Origin of the sequence: Paraburkholderia sp. A1BS-2L, assembly GCF_051125205.1 — a bacterium.
Classification (GTDB): domain Bacteria; phylum Pseudomonadota; class Gammaproteobacteria; order Burkholderiales; family Burkholderiaceae; genus Paraburkholderia.
The window spans coordinates 542,181-562,380 of sequence record NZ_CP120429.1 but is presented as its reverse complement, the minus strand read 5'-3'; the positions used below and the strand labels follow the sequence as shown (position 1 = coordinate 562,380).

Annotated in this window: 19 protein-coding genes and 1 pseudogene; 9 read left to right on the top strand and 11 right to left on the bottom strand. The window is 64.2% G+C overall.

The genetic code is table 11. The annotated features are described in order from the left end of the window. Positions 1-5 precede the first annotated feature (5 nt). The 3 genes from P5W98_RS17325 to kdgD form a co-directional block, all read right to left on the bottom strand. A complete protein-coding gene (locus tag P5W98_RS17325) occupies positions 6-743 on the bottom strand; it encodes a FadR/GntR family transcriptional regulator (protein WP_421026794.1) in 738 nt (245 codons plus the stop codon). A gap of 69 nt (positions 744-812) precedes the next feature. Then, complete coding sequence (locus P5W98_RS17320) at positions 813-2,162, bottom strand: MFS transporter (RefSeq protein ID WP_421026795.1); 1,350 nt, start codon at positions 2,160-2,162, stop codon at positions 813-815. A gap of 149 nt (positions 2,163-2,311) precedes the next feature. Beyond that, entirely contained in the window at positions 2,312-3,229 is a 918-nt protein-coding gene (gene kdgD, locus P5W98_RS17315; protein WP_421026796.1) for a 5-dehydro-4-deoxyglucarate dehydratase, read from the bottom strand. A gap of 270 nt (positions 3,230-3,499) precedes the next feature. Between kdgD and garD the strand changes: the two genes are divergently transcribed. From garD to P5W98_RS17280, 7 genes are all read left to right on the top strand, one after another. Beyond that, entirely contained in the window at positions 3,500-5,089 is a 1,590-nt protein-coding gene (garD, locus tag P5W98_RS17310; protein ID WP_421026797.1) for a galactarate dehydratase, read from the top strand. A gap of 81 nt (positions 5,090-5,170) precedes the next feature. Further along, positions 5,171-6,046, top strand: coding sequence for an NAD-dependent epimerase/dehydratase family protein (locus P5W98_RS17305; protein ID WP_421026798.1), 876 nt, complete (start codon positions 5,171-5,173; stop codon positions 6,044-6,046). Continuing rightward, complete coding sequence (locus tag P5W98_RS17300) at positions 6,043-6,990, top strand: SMP-30/gluconolactonase/LRE family protein (protein ID WP_421026799.1); 948 nt, start codon at positions 6,043-6,045, stop codon at positions 6,988-6,990. Before P5W98_RS17305 ends, P5W98_RS17300 begins: the two co-directional genes overlap by 4 nt. 607 nt (positions 6,991-7,597) lie before the next feature. Beyond that, positions 7,598-8,590: a TRAP transporter substrate-binding protein gene (locus P5W98_RS17295; RefSeq protein ID WP_421026800.1), complete on the top strand. Its 993-nt coding sequence runs from the start codon at positions 7,598-7,600 to the stop codon at positions 8,588-8,590. A gap of 217 nt (positions 8,591-8,807) precedes the next feature. After that, positions 8,808-9,287: a TRAP transporter small permease gene (locus tag P5W98_RS17290; protein WP_421026801.1), complete on the top strand. Its 480-nt coding sequence runs from the start codon at positions 8,808-8,810 to the stop codon at positions 9,285-9,287. 7 nt (positions 9,288-9,294) lie between these two features. Next, positions 9,295-10,647, top strand: coding sequence for a TRAP transporter large permease (locus P5W98_RS17285; RefSeq protein WP_421026802.1), 1,353 nt, complete (start codon positions 9,295-9,297; stop codon positions 10,645-10,647). A gap of 87 nt (positions 10,648-10,734) precedes the next feature. Next, positions 10,735-11,934, top strand: coding sequence for a porin (locus P5W98_RS17280; RefSeq protein ID WP_421026803.1), 1,200 nt, complete (start codon positions 10,735-10,737; stop codon positions 11,932-11,934). Between the two features lie 171 nt (positions 11,935-12,105). Here the strand turns inward: P5W98_RS17280 and P5W98_RS17275 are convergent, their stop codons facing one another. Then, positions 12,106-12,855, bottom strand: coding sequence for an SDR family oxidoreductase (locus tag P5W98_RS17275; protein WP_421027089.1), 750 nt, complete (start codon positions 12,853-12,855; stop codon positions 12,106-12,108). Positions 12,856-12,979: 124 nt separating this feature from the next. On the opposite strand from P5W98_RS17275, the gene P5W98_RS17270 reads away from it, so the two are divergent. Continuing rightward, complete coding sequence (locus P5W98_RS17270; protein ID WP_421026804.1) at positions 12,980-13,897, top strand: LysR family transcriptional regulator; 918 nt, start codon at positions 12,980-12,982, stop codon at positions 13,895-13,897. Here P5W98_RS17270 and P5W98_RS17265 read toward each other — a convergent pair. From P5W98_RS17265 to P5W98_RS17240, 6 genes are all read right to left on the bottom strand, one after another. After that, positions 13,894-14,889 carry a 2-hydroxyacid dehydrogenase gene (locus tag P5W98_RS17265; RefSeq protein ID WP_421026805.1) on the bottom strand — a complete coding sequence of 332 codons (996 nt, stop codon included), beginning with the start codon at positions 14,887-14,889 and terminating at the stop codon, positions 13,894-13,896. The genes P5W98_RS17270 and P5W98_RS17265 overlap by 4 nt on opposite strands. Positions 14,890-15,061: 172 nt before the next feature. After that, positions 15,062-15,565, bottom strand: a complete 504-nt coding sequence (locus tag P5W98_RS17260; RefSeq protein ID WP_421027090.1) for a DoxX family protein — start codon at positions 15,563-15,565, stop codon at positions 15,062-15,064. Further along, on the bottom strand, positions 15,565-16,491 hold the full coding sequence (bufB, locus tag P5W98_RS17255) for an MNIO family bufferin maturase (protein WP_421026806.1): 927 nt from the start codon (positions 16,489-16,491) through the stop codon (positions 15,565-15,567). Before bufB ends, P5W98_RS17260 begins: the two co-directional genes overlap by 1 nt. 29 nt (positions 16,492-16,520) lie before the next feature. After that, positions 16,521-16,832: a BufA1 family periplasmic bufferin-type metallophore gene (locus P5W98_RS17250; protein ID WP_035529754.1), complete on the bottom strand. Its 312-nt coding sequence runs from the start codon at positions 16,830-16,832 to the stop codon at positions 16,521-16,523. 107 nt (positions 16,833-16,939) lie between these two features. Next, complete coding sequence (locus P5W98_RS17245) at positions 16,940-17,581, bottom strand: DUF1109 domain-containing protein (RefSeq protein WP_421026807.1); 642 nt, start codon at positions 17,579-17,581, stop codon at positions 16,940-16,942. Between the two features lie 35 nt (positions 17,582-17,616). Continuing rightward, on the bottom strand, positions 17,617-18,405 hold the full coding sequence (locus tag P5W98_RS17240) for an HvfC/BufC family peptide modification chaperone (RefSeq protein ID WP_421026808.1): 789 nt from the start codon (positions 18,403-18,405) through the stop codon (positions 17,617-17,619). Between the two features lie 102 nt (positions 18,406-18,507). Here P5W98_RS17240 and P5W98_RS17235 point away from each other — a divergent pair. Continuing rightward, positions 18,508-18,685: pseudogene (locus tag P5W98_RS17235) on the top strand (amidase family protein); the annotation flags it as partial. Positions 18,686-18,810: 125 nt separating this feature from the next. On the opposite strand, the gene P5W98_RS17230 reads toward P5W98_RS17235, so the two are convergent. Next, complete coding sequence (locus P5W98_RS17230; RefSeq protein WP_421026809.1) at positions 18,811-20,187, bottom strand: nucleobase:cation symporter-2 family protein; 1,377 nt, start codon at positions 20,185-20,187, stop codon at positions 18,811-18,813. Positions 20,188-20,200 lie beyond the last annotated feature (13 nt).

Genomic DNA, 20,200 nt, shown 5'->3' with positions numbered 1-20,200 from the left:
CCCGCTCAGCTATTCGCGTCGCTCACCTCATTCGCCCGCCGCAACCGCTCCCGGCTATTGGAAAGATGCATCCGCATCGCCGCCCGTGCGCCTTCGGCATCATGCCGCGAAATCGCTTCAAAAATGCTCTCATGTTCGAGATTAACGAGCGACAGATACGCATCCGGATCGGCGCGCGCAATGCCGGCTGAGTCGAGCCGCTTGCGCGGAATCAGCGCGCTGCCCATCTGCGAGAGGATGTCGACGAAATAGCGATTGCCCGTGGCGCGCGCCACCGAAACGTGAAACTGCAAATCGGCGTCCACACTGTCTTGCCCGTTGTGGCGCGAGGTTTCAATCGCGTCGAGCGCCGCACGAATGCGCGCGAGGTCGTCCGGTTTTGCGCGTTGCGCCGCGAGGCCCGCGCATTCCGTTTCCAGGCTGATGCGCAGTTCGAGAATCGACAGCACGTCGCGCAACGTAGTGGCGGGCACGACGGCGATGCCGAGTTTTTCGCGCGGCGGTTCGAGCACGAAGCTGCCGATACCGTGCCGCGTCTCGATGATCTTGCCCGCTTGCAGGCGCGAAATGGCTTCGCGAATCACGGTGCGGCTCACGCTGAGCGTGTGCATCAACTGCGATTCGGTCGGGAGTTTGTCGCCGGGGTTCAGTGCCTTGGCGGCAATTTGCTCGGTGACATAGTTGACGACGAGTTCGGCAAGATTGCGTGCGCGTCGTGGCGGAGGCGCGACTGGTGTGGCCATCGAAAACGCCCCTTGATCGGAAATTGGCAGAGGTCTCTGCATGGGATTATATCGTTGTCCGATCGCCGTTCAGGCCGCGCGCAGTTCGACTCGCCGGATGTCCTTCACGATCACGAGGTAGCTGAACACGGTCAGCAGCGCGTTCGCGCCGACGAACACGAGCGCGCCATTGAACGAGCCCGTGCGTGCGACCAGATAGCCAATCACGATAGGCGTGACGATGCCGGCCACGTTGCCGAACATGTTGAAAATCGCGCCCGACAGGCCCAGGGCTTCCTTCGGCGAGGTATCGGCCACCACGGCCCAGCCGAGCGCGCCGATCCCCTTGCCGAAGAACGCGAGCGACATCAGCGCGACGACGATCCAGTCGGTCGAGACATAGTTGCAGCCGATGATGCACGTCGACAGCAGCATGCCGCCCACGATCGGCACCTTGCGCGCGAGCGTGAGCGATGCGCCGCGCCGGATCAGTCCGTCCGAGATCAGGCCGCCGAGCACGCCGCCGGAAAAGCCGCAGATCGCCGGCAGCGAAGCGACGAGGCCGGCCTGCAGGATCGTCATGCCGCGCGCCTGCACGAGGTAGATCGGAAACCAGGTGAGGAAGAAGTAGGTCAGCACGTTGATGCAGTACTGCGCGAGATAGACGCCGAGCAGCATGCGGTTGCTGAGCAGCTGGCGCATGAGCGCCCAGCCGCCGGATTTTTCGGCGTCGTCAGAGCGAATCTTGCGCGCGCCGCTCACGAGGCCGCCGCCTTGCTCGATGTAGTCGAGTTCGGCGCGCGAAACGCGCGGGTGGTCGGTGGGATTTTTCATGAACATCAGCCACGTGAGCGCGAGCAGCAGCCCGAGCACGCCCATCACCACGTAGACCGTCTGCCAGCCGAATGCGTGGGTGAGCCATGCCATCAGCGGCGTGAACACGACGGCGGCGAAGTACTGCGCGGCGTTGAAAATGGCCGATGCGGTGCCGCGCTCGTTGGTCGGGAACCAGCTCGCGACGACCTTCGCGTTGGCCGGGAACGCGGGCGATTCCGCCGCGCCCATCGCGAAGCGCAGCACGAACAACGCGGCCACCGCGGCGCCCGCGCTGCCCAGCAGGCCGATCGAGCTTTGCAGCAGCGTGAACAGCGACCACGAAAAAATGCTGGCCGCGTACACGCGCCGCGCGCCGAAGCGGTCGAGCAGCCAGCCGGCCGGCAGCTGCGAGAGCACGTAGGCCCAGCTGAAGGCGGAGAAGATGTAGCCCATGCGGATCGCGTCGAGGCTGAACGCGGCGCGCATCGCGGAGCCCGTGACCGAGAGGGTCGCGCGGTCAGCGTAGTTGAGGGTCGTGATCAGAAAGATCAGCGCCAGAATCGCGTAGCGAACCCGGGTGCGCGCGACCGCGCTGGCGGAACTGGCCGTGCGGCTCATGTTCATGGTTGTCTCCTGAGTTATCCGGCAGGGGCCGTTATGAGCGCCCGGCGGCGTGGCCGCGCCGGGCGTTCGTGACGGGACCGTCTGCGCGGTCCTCGTCGATCTGGCTGGTGGCGTGCGCGCGGGTGTGCACGTGGCGCGCCGCCGCGGCTTTACTGCGCACCGAGCTTGCGGATCAGCGCGTCGAGCTGTTCCATTTCTTCGCCGGTCAGGTCGGTGAGCGGCGCGCGCACCGGACCCGCGCTGTGGCCCGCGAGCTTCGCGCCCGCCTTGACGATGCTGACCGCGTAGCCCGCGCGGCGGTTGCGGATCTTCAGGTACGGCAGGAAGAATTCGTCGATCAGCTTGCCGGTGGTGGCGTGGTCGTCGGCTGCGATGGCGCGGTAGAAGTCCATCGCGGTCTTCGGAATGAAGTTGAAAACCGCCGACGAGTACACCGGCACGCCAAGCGCCTTGTACGCGGCGGCATAGACTTCGGCGGTCGGCAGGCCGCCAAGGTACGAGAAGCGCTCGCCCAGGCGGCGGCGGATCGTCACCATGTTTTCGATCTCGCCCACGCCGTCCTTGAAGCCGATCAGGTTCGGGCAGCGCTCGGCCAGGATCTCCAGCATGTCGGCGTTGAGCTTCGAATTGGCGCGGTTGTAGATGATGACGCCCAGGTTCGGCACTGCCTTGCAGACCTGTTCCGCGTGCGCGGCGATGCCTTCCTGGCTGGCTTCGGTCAGGTAGTGCGGCATCAGCAGAATGCCTTGCGCGCCCTGGCGCTCCGCTTCCTTCGCGTAGGCAATCGCGGTGCGGGTCGGGCCGCCCGCGCCGGCGAGAATCGGCACCTTGCCCTTGCAGACTTCGGTGGCGGTGCGCACGACCTTCGAGTAGTCGTCGTGCGTGAGCGAGAAGAATTCGCCCGTGCCGCCGGCCACGAACAGGGCGGAAGCGCCGTACGGCGCCAGCCATTCGAGGCGCTCGGCGTAGGTGTCGGCGCGGAAATCGCCTTGTGCGTCGAAGTCGGTGACGGGGAAGGACAGGAGGCCTTCCGAAACGATCTGCTTGAGTTCCTGCGGTGTCGTCATGTGAATATCCAGAAGCGGTATGTTTCGGTGGGTCGGCTGGGCCCGGTTTGATCGACTCGCAGGGCCGAAGGTCCGACAAGTAGGGATTCGCTAAATAAATCTCGAACACTTATACGTCATCGTACAACAAGGAATCCGGGAATTCAACGGGGATTCGCGGCGTATCGCGCACGGTAGGGTAAATACGGAACGTTGCGGTTAACGCCTATGTTGTATGATGACGTATAAATAATGGCGCGGCAAGCCGGCCGCGCCGTGAGGATCGATGCAATGGAACACACTCCGCTCTACATACGCGTTCACCCCAACGACAACGTCGCAATCGTCGTCAACGACGGCGGCTTGGGCGAGGGCGCGGTATTTGCCGACGGCCTCAGGCTGCGCGAGCGCGTGCCGCAGGGGCACAAGGTTGCGCTCGCCGACCTGGCCGAGGGCGACGAGATCATCCGCTACAACGTGGTGATCGGCTACGCGTTGAAGGCGCTGCCGAGAGGCAGCTGGATCAACGAGCACGTGATCCGCATGCCCAGCCCGCCCGGGCTCGAAGATCTGCCCATCGCCACCATCAAGGCGCCGGAGATGGCGCCGCTCGACGGCTACACGTTCGAGGGTTATCGCAACGCGGACGGCTCGGTCGGCACGCGCAACATCCTCGCGATCACGACCACCGTGCAGTGCGTGGCCGACGTGGTTCAGCACGCGGTCACGCGCATCAAGGCGGAGCTGCTGCCGAAGTACCCGAACGTCGACGACGTCGTGAGTCTCGGCCACACCTACGGCTGCGGCGTCGCCATCGACGCGCCCGACGCGATGGTGCCGATCCGCACCGTGCGCAACATCGCGCTGAATCCCAACTTCGGCGGCGAGGTGATGATGGTGAGCCTCGGCTGCGAGAAGCTGCAGCCCGAGCGCCTGATGCCGCCGGGCACGATCCCGATCGCGGAGGCCGCGAACGCGGACGACATCGCCGATATCGGCGATGTCGCGGCGGACCATAACGGCGACGTCGTGGTGTTGCAGGACGAAGCGCACGTGGGCTTCCAGTCGATGATCGAGTCGATCATGCGCATGGCCGAGGGTCATCTCAAGCGTCTGAACAACCGCCGCCGCGAAACCTGTCCGGCCTCCGATCTCGTGGTCGGGGTGCAGTGCGGCGGCAGCGATGCGTTCTCCGGGCTGACCGCGAACCCGGCCGTCGGCTTCGCCACCGACCTGCTCGTGCGCGCGGGGGCGACCGTGATGTTCTCGGAAGTCACCGAAGTGCGCGACGGCGTCGACCAGCTCACGGCGCGCGCGGCCAATGCGGAGGTGGCCGCGGCGATCATCCGCGAAATGCAGTGGTACGACGATTATCTGAAGCGCGGCGGCGCCGACCGCAGCGCGAACACGACGCCCGGCAACAAGAAGGGCGGCCTGTCGAACATCGTCGAAAAGGCGATGGGCTCGATCATCAAGTCGGGCAACTCGGCGATCTCGGGCGTGCTGTCGCCGGGCGAGAAGGTGCGGCAGAAGGGCCTGATTTATGCGGCGACACCGGCCAGCGACTTCATCTGCGGCACGCTGCAACTGGCTTCGGGCATCACGCTGCACGTGTTCACGACGGGCCGCGGCACGCCGTACAGCCTCGCCGAAGTGCCCGTCATCAAGGTCGCGACGCGCTCGGATCTCGCGCGCCGCTGGCGCGATCTGATGGACATCGACGCCGGCACCATCGCGACCGGCGAGTCCTGCATCGAGGACGTGGGCTGGGAACTGTTCCGGCTGATGCTCGACGTCGCGAGTGGGCGCAAGGAGACCTGCGCCGAGAAGCTCAAGCTCCATAACGCGCTGGTGCTGTTCAACCCGGCGCCGGTGACCTGAGCGCCGTTTCGCTTTCTCGCGCGTCGATCCGGCGAACCGATCCAACCTCACCCACAGAAGCACTCACAGAAGCATAAGGACATGACCGATTCGAACGATTCGAACGTTAACCGCTCCGCGGCAAGCAAGCCGTTCCGCCGCCTGCTTCTCACCGGCGCGGCGGGCAATCTCGGCAAGCAGTTGCGCGGCGCGCTCGCCGACTGGGCCGACATCGTGCGCGTGTCCGATATCGCGCCGCTCGGCGAAGTGGCCGCGCACGAAGAGGCCGCTATCGTCGATCTCGCCGATGCGGCGGCTGTGCACGCGTTGCTCGAAGGCGTGGACGCCGTGGTGCATCTCGGCGGCATTTCCGTCGAGGCGCCGTTCGAGGATCTGCTCGAAGCGAATATCCGCGGCCTCTACAACCTGTACTCGTCCGCATACAAGCAGGGCGTGAAGCGCATCGTCTACGCGAGCTCGAATCATGCGGTGGGCTTTCATCCGGTGACCTCGGTGCTCGATGCCGACGCGCCGCTGCGCCCCGATGGCCTGTATGGCGTCACGAAGTGCTTCGGCGAATCGCTGTCGCGCTACTACTTCGACCGCTTCGGGCTCGAGACCGTGTGTCTGCGGATCGGCTCGTCGTTCGAGCAGCCGAAGTCGGCGCGCATGCTCGTCACGTATCTGAGCTATCGCGACTTCATCGAACTCGTGCGCTGCTCGCTGTTCACCAATCGCGTCGGCCATGCAATCGTCTACGGCGTCTCGAACAATCGCATTTCGTGGGTGGACAACACCAAGGCCGCGTTCCTCGGCTTCCGTCCGAAGGACAGCTCCGAGCCGTTCGAGCATCTGTTTCCGGCGGGCGCGCCCGACCCGCGTTTCGACGATCCGACCCAGCTGTACCAGGGCGGCCCGTTCGTGCTCGCCGGACCGATGGAGCCGAAGCACGGCAACGCGACGGGTGAATCCAGATGACGGGCGCAACGGCTAACCCGAAGGTGGAGCGGCTCGAAGCCGCCGGGCCGCTGCCCGCGGCGACGGGCGAAAGCCCGGTCTGGCGTGCGGCGGAGCAGGCGCTGTACTGGGTGGACATTCCGGCGCAGAAGATCGTGCGCGCCCAGATCGAAACGGGCCGGCGCACCGACTGGCGGCTGCCGGAGCAGGTTGCCTGCATCGCCTTCAATCGTGACGGCACGGTGCTCGCGGGCTGCGAAACGGGGCTGTTCGCGGTCACGCTCGATGAGGCGTCGGATGCGTCGGGTGCTGACGGAGGCGAGCCGCTGACGGCTGCCGTCCGCAAGCTCGGGGCGCCTGTGTTCCCGCGCGCCGGCATGCGCTTCAACGACGGCCGCTGCGACCGGCAAGGACGCTTCTGGGCCGGCACGATGGTCATGGACATGGCCGCGGCCATTCCGGACGGCGCACTGTACCGCTACGACGCAAGCGGCGTGCTGTCCGCGCCGGTCGTCGATGCGCTCATTACGCAGAACGGCCTCGGCTGGTCGCCGGACGGCGCGACGATGTATCTGACCGACTCGCATCCGCTGCGCCGCCTGATCTGGGCCTTCGACTACGACATCGAATCGGGCGCGCCGCGCAACCGGCGCGTGTTCGCCGATCTGCATCACTACGCGGGCCGCCCCGACGGCGCGGCAGTGGACGCCGATGGCTGCTACTGGATCTGCGCGAACGACGCGGGACGGCTACTGCGCTTCACGCCGCAAGGCAAGCTCGACCGCGAGATCGCCGTGCCGGCCGTGAAGCCGGCCATGTGCGCGTTCGGCGGCCGCGATCTCGATACGCTGTTTGTCACGTCGATCCGTCCGGGAACGGGCGCGAGCGAGCACGACGGCCACGTGTTCGCGCTGCGGCCCGGCGTGAGCGGACTTCCCGAGCCCGAATTTGCAGGGCAACTGTAATCAGGCTTGCGCGAAGCGTGCGCCGGGAGGGCGTCTTTCTCCCGGCGTTTTTCGTTTACGGCGCCTTTTCTGCAGCCGGTTATCATCACTCGTCGTACAACAAGATGCGTAGAAGCTACCGTGTTCTGAGTTCATGCTTCAAAACAACAACATCTTGCGAGGCGCTTCGAACACTGTTGCAGGATCCTTCAAAACAAGCGTCAGCCGTGGCAGTGCGCCGCTTCGCTCATGGCTGCCGGGAGGGTTTTTCTGCGGGTAAATACTGTCTGTACAAGCGAAAAGTGCTTTTATAGACTTCGTCTGTCGTCGTACAACATAAACAGGTCCAACAAATCGCTTTCACCTGAAAGTCGAGTCGCAGTACAAAGCTGGCGGCTTTCAAATGGGCATCGCGTTTCTCCATGCGTACCCGAAAGTTTGTCGGCCTGGTCCAAGCAGGGCAGTCGAGTAATCGACAGGAGTGCTGGATAACCTGTGCCGGGGTTGTTGCACAACCAGCACGGCGAGCGCCGCGTCCTGCGAAGGGACGATGCGCGCAGCCGCAGACGCATCAAAACCATGTCGCATCCGCAATCGATGGGATGGTCAATTTCCAAGGAATGTCACGATGAACAAGAGGTTTGCATCTTCCCGTGTTTCGATGATCGTTGCCGCCGCAGCGCTGGCGTTCGGCACGACGTCGGCTCAAGCGCGCGTGTTCCGCGTTTCGGATGTGCATGGCGACAACTATCCGACCAACATGGCCGTGAAGTACATGGGCGAGGAAATCAGCAAGGCGACCGACGGCAAGGACAAGGTGAAGGTGTTCGGCAACAGCGCGCTCGGCTCCGAGAACGACACCATCGATCAGGTGCGCATCGGCGCGCTCGACATGGCGCGCGCGAACGGCGCGGCGTTCAACGAGATCGTGCCCGAATCGATGATCCCGTCGCTGCCGTTCCTGTTTCGCGACATCGACCATTTCCGCAAGGTGATGTACGGCCCCGAAGGCCAGAAGATTCTCGACGCCTTTACCGCGAAGGGCATGATTGCGCTGACTTTCTATGAGAGCGGCGCGCGCTCGATGTACGCGAAGAAGCCGATCAAGTCGCCGGCCGACATGAAGGGCCTGAAAGTGCGCGTGCAGCCGTCCGACCTGATGGTCGACGAAATCAAGGCCATGGGCGGCACGCCGACCCCGATGCCGTTCGCGGAGGTCTACACGGGCCTGAAAACCGGTCTCGTCGACGGCGCGGAAAACAATCTGCCATCCTACGAAGAAACCAAGCACTTCGAAGTGGCCAAGGTGTACTCGGAAACCCAGCATTCGATGACGCCGGAAGTGCTGGTGTTCTCGAAGAAGGTGTGGGACACGCTGACGCCGCAGGAGCAGCAGATCATCAAGAAGGCGGCGGCCGACTCGGTGCCGTACTACCAGAAGCTGTGGACCGCGCGCGAAGCCGAGGCGCAGAACACGGTCACGAAGGGCGGCGCCACCATCGTCACCGCTTCGCAGATCGACCGTCCCGCTTTCGTGAAAGCCATGCAGCCGATTTGGGCAAAGTACGAAAAGACGCCTGAAATGAAGCAGATCGTCGACGAGATCCAGGCAATCAAGTAAGTCCCGCGTCCCGTACGCCAACCGCATCAACACCGTTTGTGGCAGGAGCGGCGCGACTTGCCCGACAGGCGATCCTGCGGCAGGCGATCCTGCGGCAGGCGATCCTGCGGGCTTCGCGCCGTACCGTGCCGCGCCGCGCGCAACGGGTGTGTCAGGAGACGACATGCTGAACGCTCAAGATGTTCAAGACCGGTCTGTCGCAAGAAGGGCAGCGTCAATGAATTTCCTTAAACGCCCCAACGATTTTCTTTTTCGCGTGCTGGTGGTCGTCGCGGCGGTGAGCCTCGCGGCGCTGTGCGCGCTCGTGATTTATAGCGTGGTGATGCGCTACGTCTTTGCCGACGCGCCCGATTTCGTCGAGTCCATTGCACTGCTGCTCGTCATCGTGATCGCGATGTTCGGCGCGGCGCTGCGGGTGCGCGAAGGCGGCCACATCGGGCTCGACTCGTTCGTGAAGAGACTGCCGCCGAAGGGCCAGACGGTCGTGACGGCCATTCAGCATATCTGCCTGATCGTTTTCGCGGTGGCGACTTTCGTCGGTTGCCTGGAGATGGCGGAAACCACGCGGCACGACCGGATTCCGATTCTCGGCCTGCCGGAAGGACTGCGCTACTGCATTCCCATTGTCGCCAGCGTCTGCATCGCGATGTTCTCGGCCGAGCATCTGCTCGGGCTCTTTGCCCGGAAACACAAGTAGAACCATCATGGAACTCGCCCTTCTCACCGCCAGTTTTCTCGTTTTCCTTTTTCTCGGGGTGCCGGTCTCGTTCGCGCTCGGGCTGTCCTGCGTCCTGACGTATCTTTACGAAGGACTTCCGACGGCCACCGCGATGCAGTCAATGATCTCGGGTATGAACGCGTTCTCGTTTCTCGCGGTGCCGTTCTTCATCTTCTCGGGCGAACTGATGCTCCACGGCGGCATTGCCGACCGCATCCTGCGCTTCGCGCAGGCGACCGTCGGTCATTTCCGCGGCGGCCTCGGCATGGCCAACGTCGTTGCCTGCACCATGTTCGGCGGCGTGTCGGGTTCGCCGACCGCCGATACCTCGGCGATGGGCGGCGTGGTGATCCCGCTGATGAAGCGCGAAGGCTACAGCGCGGCGTACGCGGTCAACGTGACGACGCACTCGTCGCTCGCCGGCGCGCTGATGCCGACTTCGACGAACATGATCATCTACGCGTTCGCGGCCCAGGGCGTGAGCGGCTCGCTCAACGGCGTGCAGATGAGCGGCGTGTCGATCGGCGATCTGCTGTTCTCGGGGCTCTTGCCGGTGCTGTGGGTGATGGGCCTCGTGCTGATCGCCGCTTACTGGCAGGCCGTCAAGTTTGGCTATCCGCGCCGTGCCGACGGCTCCACCGAGCTGCAGCGTTTTCCCGGCTGGATGGCGGTGCTGCGCACTTTCATCGGCGCGTTGCCGGGCCTGATGGTCATCGCGATCATTCTGTTCTGCGTGGCGCGCGGCATCGCCACCGCGACGGAAGCAGCCGCGATTGCCGTGGCGTATTCGCTGATTCTCACCATCGTGGTGTACCGCTCGATGTCGCTGGCGAAGCTCGGCCACGCGCTCGGCAAGGCGGCGAAGACGACCGGCGTGGTGCTGCTGCTGATCGGCGTGTCGAACATGCTGCGCTTCCAGATGGCCTACCTGGAGATTCCCGATTCGATCGAGCGCATGCTCGACGGTGCGACCTCGATGCCGTGGCTGATGCTCCTGTACATCAACATCATTCAGGTGTTTCTCGGCACCTTCGTCGACATGGCGGCGCACATCCTGATCACGACGCCGCTGTTTCTGCCGATGGCCATGCACAACGGCGTGGGTCCGGTGCAGTTCGGCATCATGATTCTGCTGAACTGCGCGCTCGGTCTCGTGCATCCGCCGATCGGCTCGGTGCAGTTCATCGGCTGCGCGATCGGCAATGTGTCGATTGGTGAAACCACCAAGGTCGCGTGGCCGTACTACCTCGCTATCTTTTCGGCTATCAATATCGTCACCTATGTCCCGTGGTTTTCGACCTGGTTGCCGAGCCTCATCAACGGCCACCCGGTGTATTGATTCTGGATGTTTCAACCACGTTGGCTTTCACACTCGGCGGCCTTCATTCAAGGCCGCATAAATAGCGTTTCTAGCAGAGGAGAGAAAATGAAAAAGACGCTTTTGGCTTCGGCTCTGGGGCTGGTCGCCCTCGGCGCCCATGCGCAAAGCAGTGTGACCTTGTACGGTATTGTCGATACGGGGATCGGCTATCAAAGCAGCTCGGCGGCGCTCGGCTCGAACTCGGGCGGCCGCTCGGTGGTCAAGATGAATAACGGCATCTGGGCCGGCAGCCGTTTCGGTTTGAAGGGTTCGGAAGATCTGGGCGGCGGCACGAAGGCGATCTTCCAGCTGGAAGAGGGCTTCAACAGCGCGAACGGCGCGCAAGCCGTGTCGGGTCTGATGTTCAATCGTCAGGCGTGGGTGGGCATGACGGACAAGCGCTTCGGCACGTTGACGGCGGGCCGCCAGTACACCTCGTACTACACGCTGCTTTCACCGTACAGCCCGACTACCTGGCTGACCGGCGCATATGGCGCGCACCCGGGCGATATTGACTCGCTGGATACGCTGTACCGCGTGAACAACTCGCTCGTCTATACGTCGCCGACCATCGCCGGCCTCACCGTCAGCGGCTCGTACGCGCTGGGCGGCACGCCGGGCAGCACGGGCGCCGGCCAGACCTGGAGCGTGGCGGCGCAGTACCTGAACGGCCCGGTCGGCATCGCGGCGGGTATCCAGCGCATCGACAACGGCAACACGAGCGGCGGCGCATGGGGTGCGAACTCCACCGCGTCGAACAACGGCTCGCAGCCGGGTGTTTCGGGCATCAACAATGGTTTCCAGTCGGCAGCCAAGCAGCAGCGCGTGGCGGTGACGGGCGGCTATGCGTTCAATTCGCAGTGGGACGTGTCGCTCTCGTATTCGAACGTGCAATACGCGGCGGGCACGGCTTCGCTGTTCCACGGCACGCAGATCTGGAACACGGCCGGCGCCGTGCTGCACTGGAAGCCGACCACGGCGCTGGACCTGGCCGCTGGCTATAGCTACACCGCCGCGACGCAATCGAACGGCATCACCAGCGCGGCGAGCTACAACCAGTTCAACCTCTCGCAGTACTACTCGCTGTCCAAGCGCACGGGCCTGTATGCGCTGGAAGCGTATCAGCGCGCGAACGGCCAGACGCTGGGCACGAACGGCAAGACCATCATCAACGCCACGGCGGACATCGGCGACGGCCAGAACGGCTCGCCTTCGTCGTCGCGCAGCATGGTTGCGGTGGGCGTGGGCATCATCCACCGCTTCTGATGGCTTGAGCGGATGTGGCGGCGAAGTTTGCCGCCACCCCCGCATCGCTGCCAACCCGCGATGGCTTTGCGCCTCGCGGGTTTTTCTTTGGCAGGCGCGAAGCAGGGCGACTCCCGTCGCGCCTGCCGCTGCGAGCGCTCCCAGCAACAACTCAGGCCCTCCCCTGAAGGCTCAAAGCTGGCTCATGCCGCCATCGGCGATGATTTCGGTGCCGACGATAAAAGCCGATTCCGGCGCGCAAAGATGCAGCACGGTCGAGGCGATCTCCGCCGGCAGGCCGAAGCGGCCCAGCGGAACCTGGTTCTGGATTTGCGCAACGGTGGCCGACAGCGTGTCGGCATCCATGCCTAGCTTGCCGTGCAGCGGCGTCGTCACCGGTCCGGGGCTGACCACGTTCACGCGAATGCCCGAACCGATCAGCTCGCCCGACAGCGTCTTGGCCAGCGAGATCAGCGCGGCCTTGCTGGCGGCGTACACGGAAGACATCGGCATGCCGATACGTGCGTTGATCGAGCCGTTCAGCACGATCGAGGTGCCCGGGTTCAGCAGCGGCAGCAGCGCCTGAATCTGGAAGTACGCGCCTTTTACGTTGGCGTTGAAGGTGGCATCCCAGAGCGCCTCGTTCACATCGGGCAGCGCCGCAAATTTGGCGACGCCGGCGTTGATGAAAACGGCGTCCAGACGGATGCCGTGTTCGGACAATTGGCGGGCCAGGTCGCGCGCGTCATGCACTGTGCCGGTTTCGTTGCGGATGGCGAGAGCCTTGCTGCCCAGCGTGGCGCGGGCGGTTTCCAGCGTTGCCGCGTCGCGGCCGGTGATGACCACGCGTGCGCCTTCCCTCGCGAATGCCTGTGCGGCCGCCAGACCAATGCCGCTGTTGCCGCCAGTGACCAGAACGGTTTTGCCTTCGAAGCGATTCATGATGTTCTCCAGTGGAAAAAGTGGAACTTGGGTGGAACTTCGTCGATTGCGTGAGTGCAGTATGGACGCGGCATAGCGGTTTGCCATACGATCGTATCGATGAACACGTTCGAAGGAATTGCACATGTTGTCGGAAGACGAATTGGCCCTGCTGGAGGCCATCCGCGACGCAGGCAGCTTGTCGCGCGCGGCGGCGCGGCTGGGCAAGGCGCCCTCGACCGTATCGCACGCCGCGCGGCAACTCGAGCAGCGCTTCGACGCGCTGCTGTTCGACCGTCGCCGCTACCGCTTGCAGTTGACGCGCGCGGGCGAGGTGCTCACCGAAGAAGCCGCGCGGCTCGCGCAGGACGTCTCGCGCGTCACGCAGCGCGTGCGGCAAGTGGCAAACGGCTGGGAGGACCAGCTGTGGATCGTGACCGACGAGTTGATGGAGTTCGAAACGCTCATGCCGGTCATGCATGCATTCGACAAGCTCGAATCCGGGGTGGCCCTGCGCGTCACCCATGAAGTCCTCGCCGGCACCTGGGAAGCGCTGCGCGACGGCAGGGCCGATCTGGTCGTCGGCGCGACCAACGAGCCGCCGGCGATTCCCAATCTCGGGTGGTTCGAGCTGGGCGTGGTCGAGTGGGTGTTCGCGATCTCGCCCCGGCATCCGCTCGCGGCGGCCCGCGAACCGCTGACGCGTGAGGACATCGCCCGCCACCGCGCGGTGGTGGTGGCCGACTCGTCGCGTTCCACGGCGGGCCGCGCGTACGGCACGGTGGGCGGGCAGCGTTCGCTGGCCGCGCCTTCCATGCGCGCCAAGACGCAGGCACAGCGCGCTGCGCTCGGGATCGGCTGGCTGCCCCGGCATCGCGTGGCGTCGCTGCTCAAGCGCGGCGAACTGGTGGAAAAGCGCACCGCGAATCCGCGCGAGCCAAACGTGCTGTATGTCGGCTGGCGCAACGAGCATGAGGGCCGCGCGCTGCAATGGTGGCTGGAGCAGTTGAGGGAGCCGCGGCTGGCCCGGCGGCTCGTGCGCGGAGTCGACGCGTATGCCTAGCGGGCTTTCACCTCGTTCTTCAATTCCAGCTGTTTCTCAAACTTCGTAATGCTTTCAACCGTGGTTTCGCAGATGGTCGTCAATGCCTCGCGTGTGAGGTAGGCCTGATGCCCGGTGACGATCACATTGGGAAACGACACGAGGCGCTGAAAGACGTCGTCGGTGATGATCTCGCTGGAGAGATCGCGGAAGAACAGATCCGCCTCCTGCTCATAAACGTCGATCCCCAGGCCGCCTAGCTGGCCGCTCTTCAACGCCTCGATGGCGGCTTCCGTGTCGATCAGGCCGCCCCGGCTCGTATTGATCAGGATGGCGCCGGGCTTCGCGCACTCGAGCGTCTGCGAATTGATGATGTGATACGTCTCGGGCGTCAGCGGACAGTGCAGCGAAATCACGTCGGCTTGTTCGGCAAATTTGCCTGCTGTTGCGTAGCCAAGGCCAAGCGCTTCGAATTGAGGCGATGGATAGGGATCGAAACCGATCACCTTGCAGCCGAAGCCGACCATGATTTTCGCAAACACGCAGCCGATCTGACCCGTTCCCACCACCACAACCGTCTTGCCGTGCAGGTCGAAGCCGGTCAGGCCATCGAGCGAGAAATTCGAATCGCGCGTGCGGTTATAGGCGCGGTGCACTTTGCGGTTGATCGCGAGCAGCAGCGCCACCGCGTGCTCGGCCACCGAGTACGGCGAGTATGTGACTACACGCACGACTTTCATGCCGAGCCGCGCGGCAGCTTCCAGATCGACGTTATTGAAGCCCGTGCAGCGCAACGCGAGCAGGCGGGTGCCGCCCTCGTGCAGCGCTTCGAGTACCTGTGCGTCGGCACGGTCGTTGACGAAGATGCACACCGCGCCGTAGCCGGCCGCAAGACCGACGCTGTCCATATCGAGCAGGACGTCGAAGTAGTGCAGATCGTGTTGCGCGGCCCGGTTGGCCTCGTCGAGAAACCGGCGCTCGTAGCGCGTCGAACTGAAAACCGCTACATCCATGGTGTGCTCCGCTGAATCGGCAACTCGAGACCTTTCATGCATGACGCGCTTGCGTCTGGCTGGCGGCAATCTCCTTGACTGCCTCCATGCCGCCCCCTCTAGATGAATAAAGCAACATGCAGGGCTTGAATATTACTCGCTTGCCGGTAAGTCAGCGGGCAACGTGGCACGCTCATGTCCGGTGGTTGCGGTCGCCCAGCAGATAATCGATCGAGATCAAGCCGGGGCCCCAGGCGGCAACGCCGAGCGCCATGGCGGCCCACGTAATGTGGACCGGCCAGCCATCCGGCACCGTCAATTCGATCATGCAGGTCATTAGCAACAGACCCAGCGCAGCGAAACGCGTGCCGATGCCGAGCACGAGCAGCACCGGGAATGCGATCTCGCCGCATGCCGAAAGAAACGCGAAGACAGCCGGCGCAGGAAACGGATAAGGCCCGCCTGGCAGGTGCAGCCGAAATTCTTCGGTGAACAGATCGATGGCCGTGTCGTTGAGCTGGAGGAAGCCGTGCCATTTGAGTATCCCCGACCGCCAGAAAGGCACGGCAAGCGCAATGCGCAGCAGCAATTGCACGAACCACGGTTGCGCGAGCTTTTCGACCAGGCGCCGCGCACGAACGATTGCTATCGTGACGATGCCGAAAAGGGATGGCTTGAGAACTTGCTGGATCGACATCATGATTGCTCTCCATTCAAAACGGAAGTGAGCGTAGCGGCAGCGATCCGCCGTGCCGTATTTGCATGCGCACGCAATTCGGCCCACGCCGGCAGATTGCTGTCCCATTCGATCAGTGTCGGCACGGGGCCGAGGTGTTCGATGACGAGCCCGTAGAGTTCCCAGACGGGTTCTGCAATGGCACGGTCGTGACTGTCGATGAGCAGCGGCGCATTCTCGTCGTCGCGCTGCTCGCTGTGTCCCGCGAGATGAATCTCGCCAACGTATTCGGACGGAAATTCCGCAAGATACGCTCGAGCCGGATAGCCGTGATTGACTGCCGAAACAAAAACGTTATTCACATCGAGCAGCAATCCGCAGCCCGTGCGTTGCGCGACGGCGCGGATAAACTCGGGCTCGCTCATGGTCGAAGACGCGAACGCAACATAGGTGGAAGGATTTTCGAGCAGAATAGGGCGCTTGATGGCTTCCTGAACCTGATCGATGTGCGCGCAAACCCTGTCGAGCGTGGCCTTCGTATAAGGCAGCGGCAACAGGTCGTTAAGGAAGGTTCCGGCATGCGAGGACCACGCCAGATGCTCGGAGACGAGCAGCGGTTCGTAGCGCTGCACCAGTGCGCGAAAGCGGGCGAGGTGCTGGGCGTCGAGCGCATCCGGGCCGCCGATCGACATGCACACGCCATGCAGCGAGAGCGGCCAGGATTCGCGGATCGTGCCGAGCATGCGATGCGGCGGGCCGCCCGCGCCCATGTAGTTCTCGGCGTGGACTTCGAAGAAACCGTTTTCCAGCCCATCGTCGAGAATGGCGGCGAAGTGCTCATGTTTGAAGCTGGTGCCGGTCAGCACGGGCTTCGCGCGTGCGGCTTCGACTGCGCGAAGAGGACGGCCGGGCGCATGTGCCGTCACGCTGCCAGTGGAAGGGTACATGGCCGTCCGTCTCCTCTCATCATGCGCGATCAGGACTTCATGGGAGTGAGCGAGCCGTGGCCGCCGCCCGGCACGACGATGCTCGCACATGTACCGCCCTGAACGAACTTCCACGAGTTGCCCTGGAAATCCATCGTCGACGTGCCCTGGCAGGTCGTTCCCGGACCAGCGGCGCAATCGTTTTGCCCCTTCAGCGCGACGCCATAGCACTTTTCCTTATGCGCGGCCATTGCCGCGCTGACTTCCGCCTTGGTGAGCGGCGCGGCATGGGCCGTGGCCGCTAGAAGGCTGGCAACGGCGCCGGCAAGCAGCGCGGAACTGACATTGATCTTGGTGGACATGAGCGATCTCCAGTAGAAGGAAAGAGTGGTATCCGCAGCGGATACACCAGCTAATTCGGGAATGGCAATGTGCCGGTTACAGCGGCCGAATATTTAATTCGATAAACTCACCAGCGCAAAAAACGCGGTGCGATCGCCGCGCCGATGGCCGTCGTGATGACGATCGCGAGCACGTACCAGACGCCCCAGAACGGCACAGCCATCTCCGGGCAATACAGCGAGTAGACGAGCAGGCCCTGCGCGCCCGCGAGCAGGCCCGCGCCGGTTCCGGCCAGTGCGAGACGGGTTGGCGCAAGCTGCTTCATCGCATGCAGCATCGCGGCGAGCGAAGGCAGCGACAGCAGCACGATGTTCGCAGTCGTCGTGCGCCACGTCATGCCGAGCATTAACTGGAGCCGGTAACCCGGCGGCGTCGCCAGCACGATGCCGCCGGCGGCGAGCAGCATTGCGGCGATGGGCAGCGCCGCCGCGCACCACGCGAGCTTCAACGGCGCGCCGGGACGGCCGAGCCGCTCCGCGAGCTTCATGGCGGTGGCAATGATCGCGAGCGGGAACGCAAGGCGCACCCAGAACATGGCGGTGAGGATCAACTCGGGCATGTCGCTGCGCACGCCGTATAGCGCGGCCAGCAGCACGGCGCTGCCGCCGAGGCCAGTCATGAGCGCGCGATTGAGCAACCGCGCAACGGCGTTGTGCTCGACGGGCGACACGCCGCTTGCGAGGCGATCGACGAGATCTCGCGTTTTCATGGCCGGCCTCCGGGCTTGTCGAATCGACAGGCCAACTACTGCGCCGTTTGAACCGCGGCGAATACACCGGCTGAAATCATCGCGGCGAGATTGGCTGGCAGATCGAAATCGGCGGATTCCTCGAAGGCCGTCTCCGCAGCCGCACCGAGCGTGGCGCCTTCGACGAGTGCAACGAGAAAGGCCGCGCCGCCCACAGGCAGGCGCGAGACCATCACGTCGGCGTCGGGCCGCGTGACGAGCGCATCCTCCGCATCGCCCGAATGCAGCGGCGTGACAGGCGTGCTCGCGCGATTCATCGCGAAGATCGCGACAGCCGGGTAGCGCGAGCGCACGATGCGTGCGGCGGGGTGCGGAACGAAGCGCACCTGCGCGAGCGCGGACGGATCGATGCAGGCGAGCGCATCGGCGGTGAGCGGCGACGCATCGGCGGCGTGATAGGCATCGAGCCAGGCGCGTTCGATGCGTGCAGTATCCGCGAGCCAGGGCATCTCGCGTGCGTACTCGAAGGTTTCGATGAAGGATGGAAATTCGCGCCCGTACTCGAACAGCAGAGGAGAAACCGGCGGCTTGGCGCGCACGTGAAAGCGGGCCATCGCGCGGAAAAACTCGACGCCGGTGATGCGCTGCACGGCGGGATAGATCGCCGCGAGCGCATCGATCAGACTGACCGTGACGTTGTTCCGATAGATGTTGTAGCGCTTGACGACACCCTTGCCGAGCGCGACCGGACCGGCCACGACCCCCTCGGGCGTGGCTGCATCGGGGTTCGTCAGGCCGGGCACGAAAGCTGCCGCGAAGTCGGCGGGGCGATGTTCAGGCTGCATGGCGGGCTCTTGCTGCGCGTGGAGCGCTATGGGCGGATACGCTGGTTAATTCGGTGAGTTTCGATGTCCGGTTACAGGCGCTGAATTTTTCTGGAGGGGGGCATCATCGGCCGCACCAATGCGCCCGCGTTTTAGTACCGCCGGCTCACCGACAACGATCTGTACGCCAGGACGCTGAATCCGTGGGCCGCCGGCCTCATGCCGGGCGGTTCCAGCGGCGGCGCGTCGGCTGCGGTGGCGGCCGGCATCGGGGCGATCGCGCATGGCAGCGGTCTCGGCAGCCGCAAGCGCCCGAATAAAAAACGGCCCTCGCGAAACGAGAGCCGAACAGTGCGTTCACAGGAGGCGTGGGCACTGGAGACGACCGTCCGTAGGGCCGCTTTGAGGCAGCCGCGCGGGGTTAGCTTAGTGCTTGGCCAGACACAGCGAAGGATCCTGCTCGGCGTGGCCATGCGGGTCGCCCGTCGGGATGCCGTTGAACAGCAGGTTCAGCCCGACCGAGGTCACGCAGGCGAGCAGGATGCTGCTGTGCAGGATCGGCTGGATCGCGCCGGGCAGCCTGGCGAACAAAGCGGGTGCAAAGGTCGGCAGCAGCGAAACCGCGAGCGTGGCCGAGACGATATAGACGTTGCGCCGGCTGGTTTCGAAGTCGACGCGCGACAGCGTCTTCACGCCGGTCGAGGTCACCACGCCGAACATGAACAGCGCCGCGCCGCCGAGCGCGGGCAACGGCACTGAAGCAACGATGGTCGCGAGTTTCGGCAGCAGTCCGAGCAGGCACAGGATCGCGCCTGCGGCCACCGCCACCCAGCGGCTCTTTACGCCGGTCACGACGAGCAGGCCGATGTTCTGACTGTAGATCGTGTACGGGAAGCCATTGAAGATCCCGCCGATGATGCTCGCGAGGCCGTTCGCGCGCAGCCCGCTCGTCATGTCGGCCGAGGTGAGCTTCTTGTCGACCACGTCGCCGGTCGCGATGAAGAGCCCCATCGACTCGATCATGACGATCACCATCACCACGACGATGGTGCTCACCGCAATCGGATCGAAAATTGGCATGCCGAAGTAAAACGGCTGGATCATGTCGACCAGCGGCGCTTCGGCCACGCCGTGGAAGTTGACCATGCCGAATGGGATTGCGACGATCATGCCGATCGCAAGCGCCAGCAGCACCGAAACGTTCGACCAGAAGCCCTTGAGCCAGCGATTGATGGCGAGGATCATCACGAACACGAAAGCCGCGAGTGCGAGATTTTGCGGTGCGCCGAACTCGGGCGAGCCCTTGCCGCCGCCGATCCAGTTCACCCCCACCGGGAACAGCGACAAGCCGACCACCATCACGATCGAGCCGCCCACGATGGGCGGAAAGAACTTCACGAGTCGGCCGAACACCGGCGAGAGCAGCATCGTGATCACGCCGCCCGCCATCACCGCGCCGATCACGGCGGTCAGCCCGAGCCCCGGCGCGGTCGCGATTACGAGAATCGGCGGCACCGCGCTGAACGCAACGCCTTGCATGACCGGCATGCGCACGCCGAAACGCCAGATGCCGCCCGACTGCAGGATGGTCGCGATTCCGCAGGTGAACAGGTCCGCATTGATGAGCACAGCGATCGATTCCTTCGGCAGCTTGAGCGCGCTCGCGATGATCATCGGCACCGCCACCGCGCCGATATACATCACGAGCACGTGCTGCAGGCCGAGCATTACGAGCAGCGGCGCTTTGGGCACGCTGTCGACGGGAGCGATTTCGCGTCGTACCGAATCGAGTTCTGCGGACATCGGGTTGTCTCCT

What these genes read in the sequence shown, in the direction of transcription:
- P5W98_RS17260 (WP_421027090.1), bottom strand. Translation starts at nt 15,565, where the DNA reads ATGTCGATCCAGCAAGTTCTCAAGCCATCCCTTTTCGGCATCGTCACG.
- P5W98_RS17265 (WP_421026805.1), bottom strand. Translation starts at nt 14,889, where the DNA reads ATGGATGTAGCGGTTTTCAGTTCGACGCGCTACGAGCGCCGGTTTCTC.
- P5W98_RS17240 (WP_421026808.1), bottom strand. Translation starts at nt 18,405, where the DNA reads ATGCAGCCTGAACATCGCCCCGCCGACTTCGCGGCAGCTTTCGTGCCC.
- bufB (WP_421026806.1), bottom strand. Translation starts at nt 16,491, where the DNA reads ATGTACCCTTCCACTGGCAGCGTGACGGCACATGCGCCCGGCCGTCCT.
- P5W98_RS17305 (WP_421026798.1), top strand. Translation starts at nt 5,171, where the DNA reads ATGACCGATTCGAACGATTCGAACGTTAACCGCTCCGCGGCAAGCAAG.
- P5W98_RS17295 (WP_421026800.1), top strand. Translation starts at nt 7,598, where the DNA reads ATGAACAAGAGGTTTGCATCTTCCCGTGTTTCGATGATCGTTGCCGCC.
- P5W98_RS17320 (WP_421026795.1), bottom strand. Translation starts at nt 2,162, where the DNA reads ATGAACATGAGCCGCACGGCCAGTTCCGCCAGCGCGGTCGCGCGCACC.
- kdgD (WP_421026796.1), bottom strand. Translation starts at nt 3,229, where the DNA reads ATGACGACACCGCAGGAACTCAAGCAGATCGTTTCGGAAGGCCTCCTG.
- P5W98_RS17275 (WP_421027089.1), bottom strand. Translation starts at nt 12,855, where the DNA reads ATGAATCGCTTCGAAGGCAAAACCGTTCTGGTCACTGGCGGCAACAGC.
- P5W98_RS17230 (WP_421026809.1), bottom strand. Translation starts at nt 20,187, where the DNA reads ATGTCCGCAGAACTCGATTCGGTACGACGCGAAATCGCTCCCGTCGAC.
- P5W98_RS17245 (WP_421026807.1), bottom strand. Translation starts at nt 17,581, where the DNA reads ATGAAAACGCGAGATCTCGTCGATCGCCTCGCAAGCGGCGTGTCGCCC.
- P5W98_RS17250 (WP_035529754.1), bottom strand. Translation starts at nt 16,832, where the DNA reads ATGTCCACCAAGATCAATGTCAGTTCCGCGCTGCTTGCCGGCGCCGTT.
- P5W98_RS17285 (WP_421026802.1), top strand. Translation starts at nt 9,295, where the DNA reads ATGGAACTCGCCCTTCTCACCGCCAGTTTTCTCGTTTTCCTTTTTCTC.
- P5W98_RS17280 (WP_421026803.1), top strand. Translation starts at nt 10,735, where the DNA reads ATGAAAAAGACGCTTTTGGCTTCGGCTCTGGGGCTGGTCGCCCTCGGC.
- P5W98_RS17325 (WP_421026794.1), bottom strand. Translation starts at nt 743, where the DNA reads ATGGCCACACCAGTCGCGCCTCCGCCACGACGCGCACGCAATCTTGCC.
- P5W98_RS17300 (WP_421026799.1), top strand. Translation starts at nt 6,043, where the DNA reads ATGACGGGCGCAACGGCTAACCCGAAGGTGGAGCGGCTCGAAGCCGCC.
- P5W98_RS17270 (WP_421026804.1), top strand. Translation starts at nt 12,980, where the DNA reads ATGTTGTCGGAAGACGAATTGGCCCTGCTGGAGGCCATCCGCGACGCA.
- P5W98_RS17290 (WP_421026801.1), top strand. Translation starts at nt 8,808, where the DNA reads ATGAATTTCCTTAAACGCCCCAACGATTTTCTTTTTCGCGTGCTGGTG.
- garD (WP_421026797.1), top strand. Translation starts at nt 3,500, where the DNA reads ATGGAACACACTCCGCTCTACATACGCGTTCACCCCAACGACAACGTC.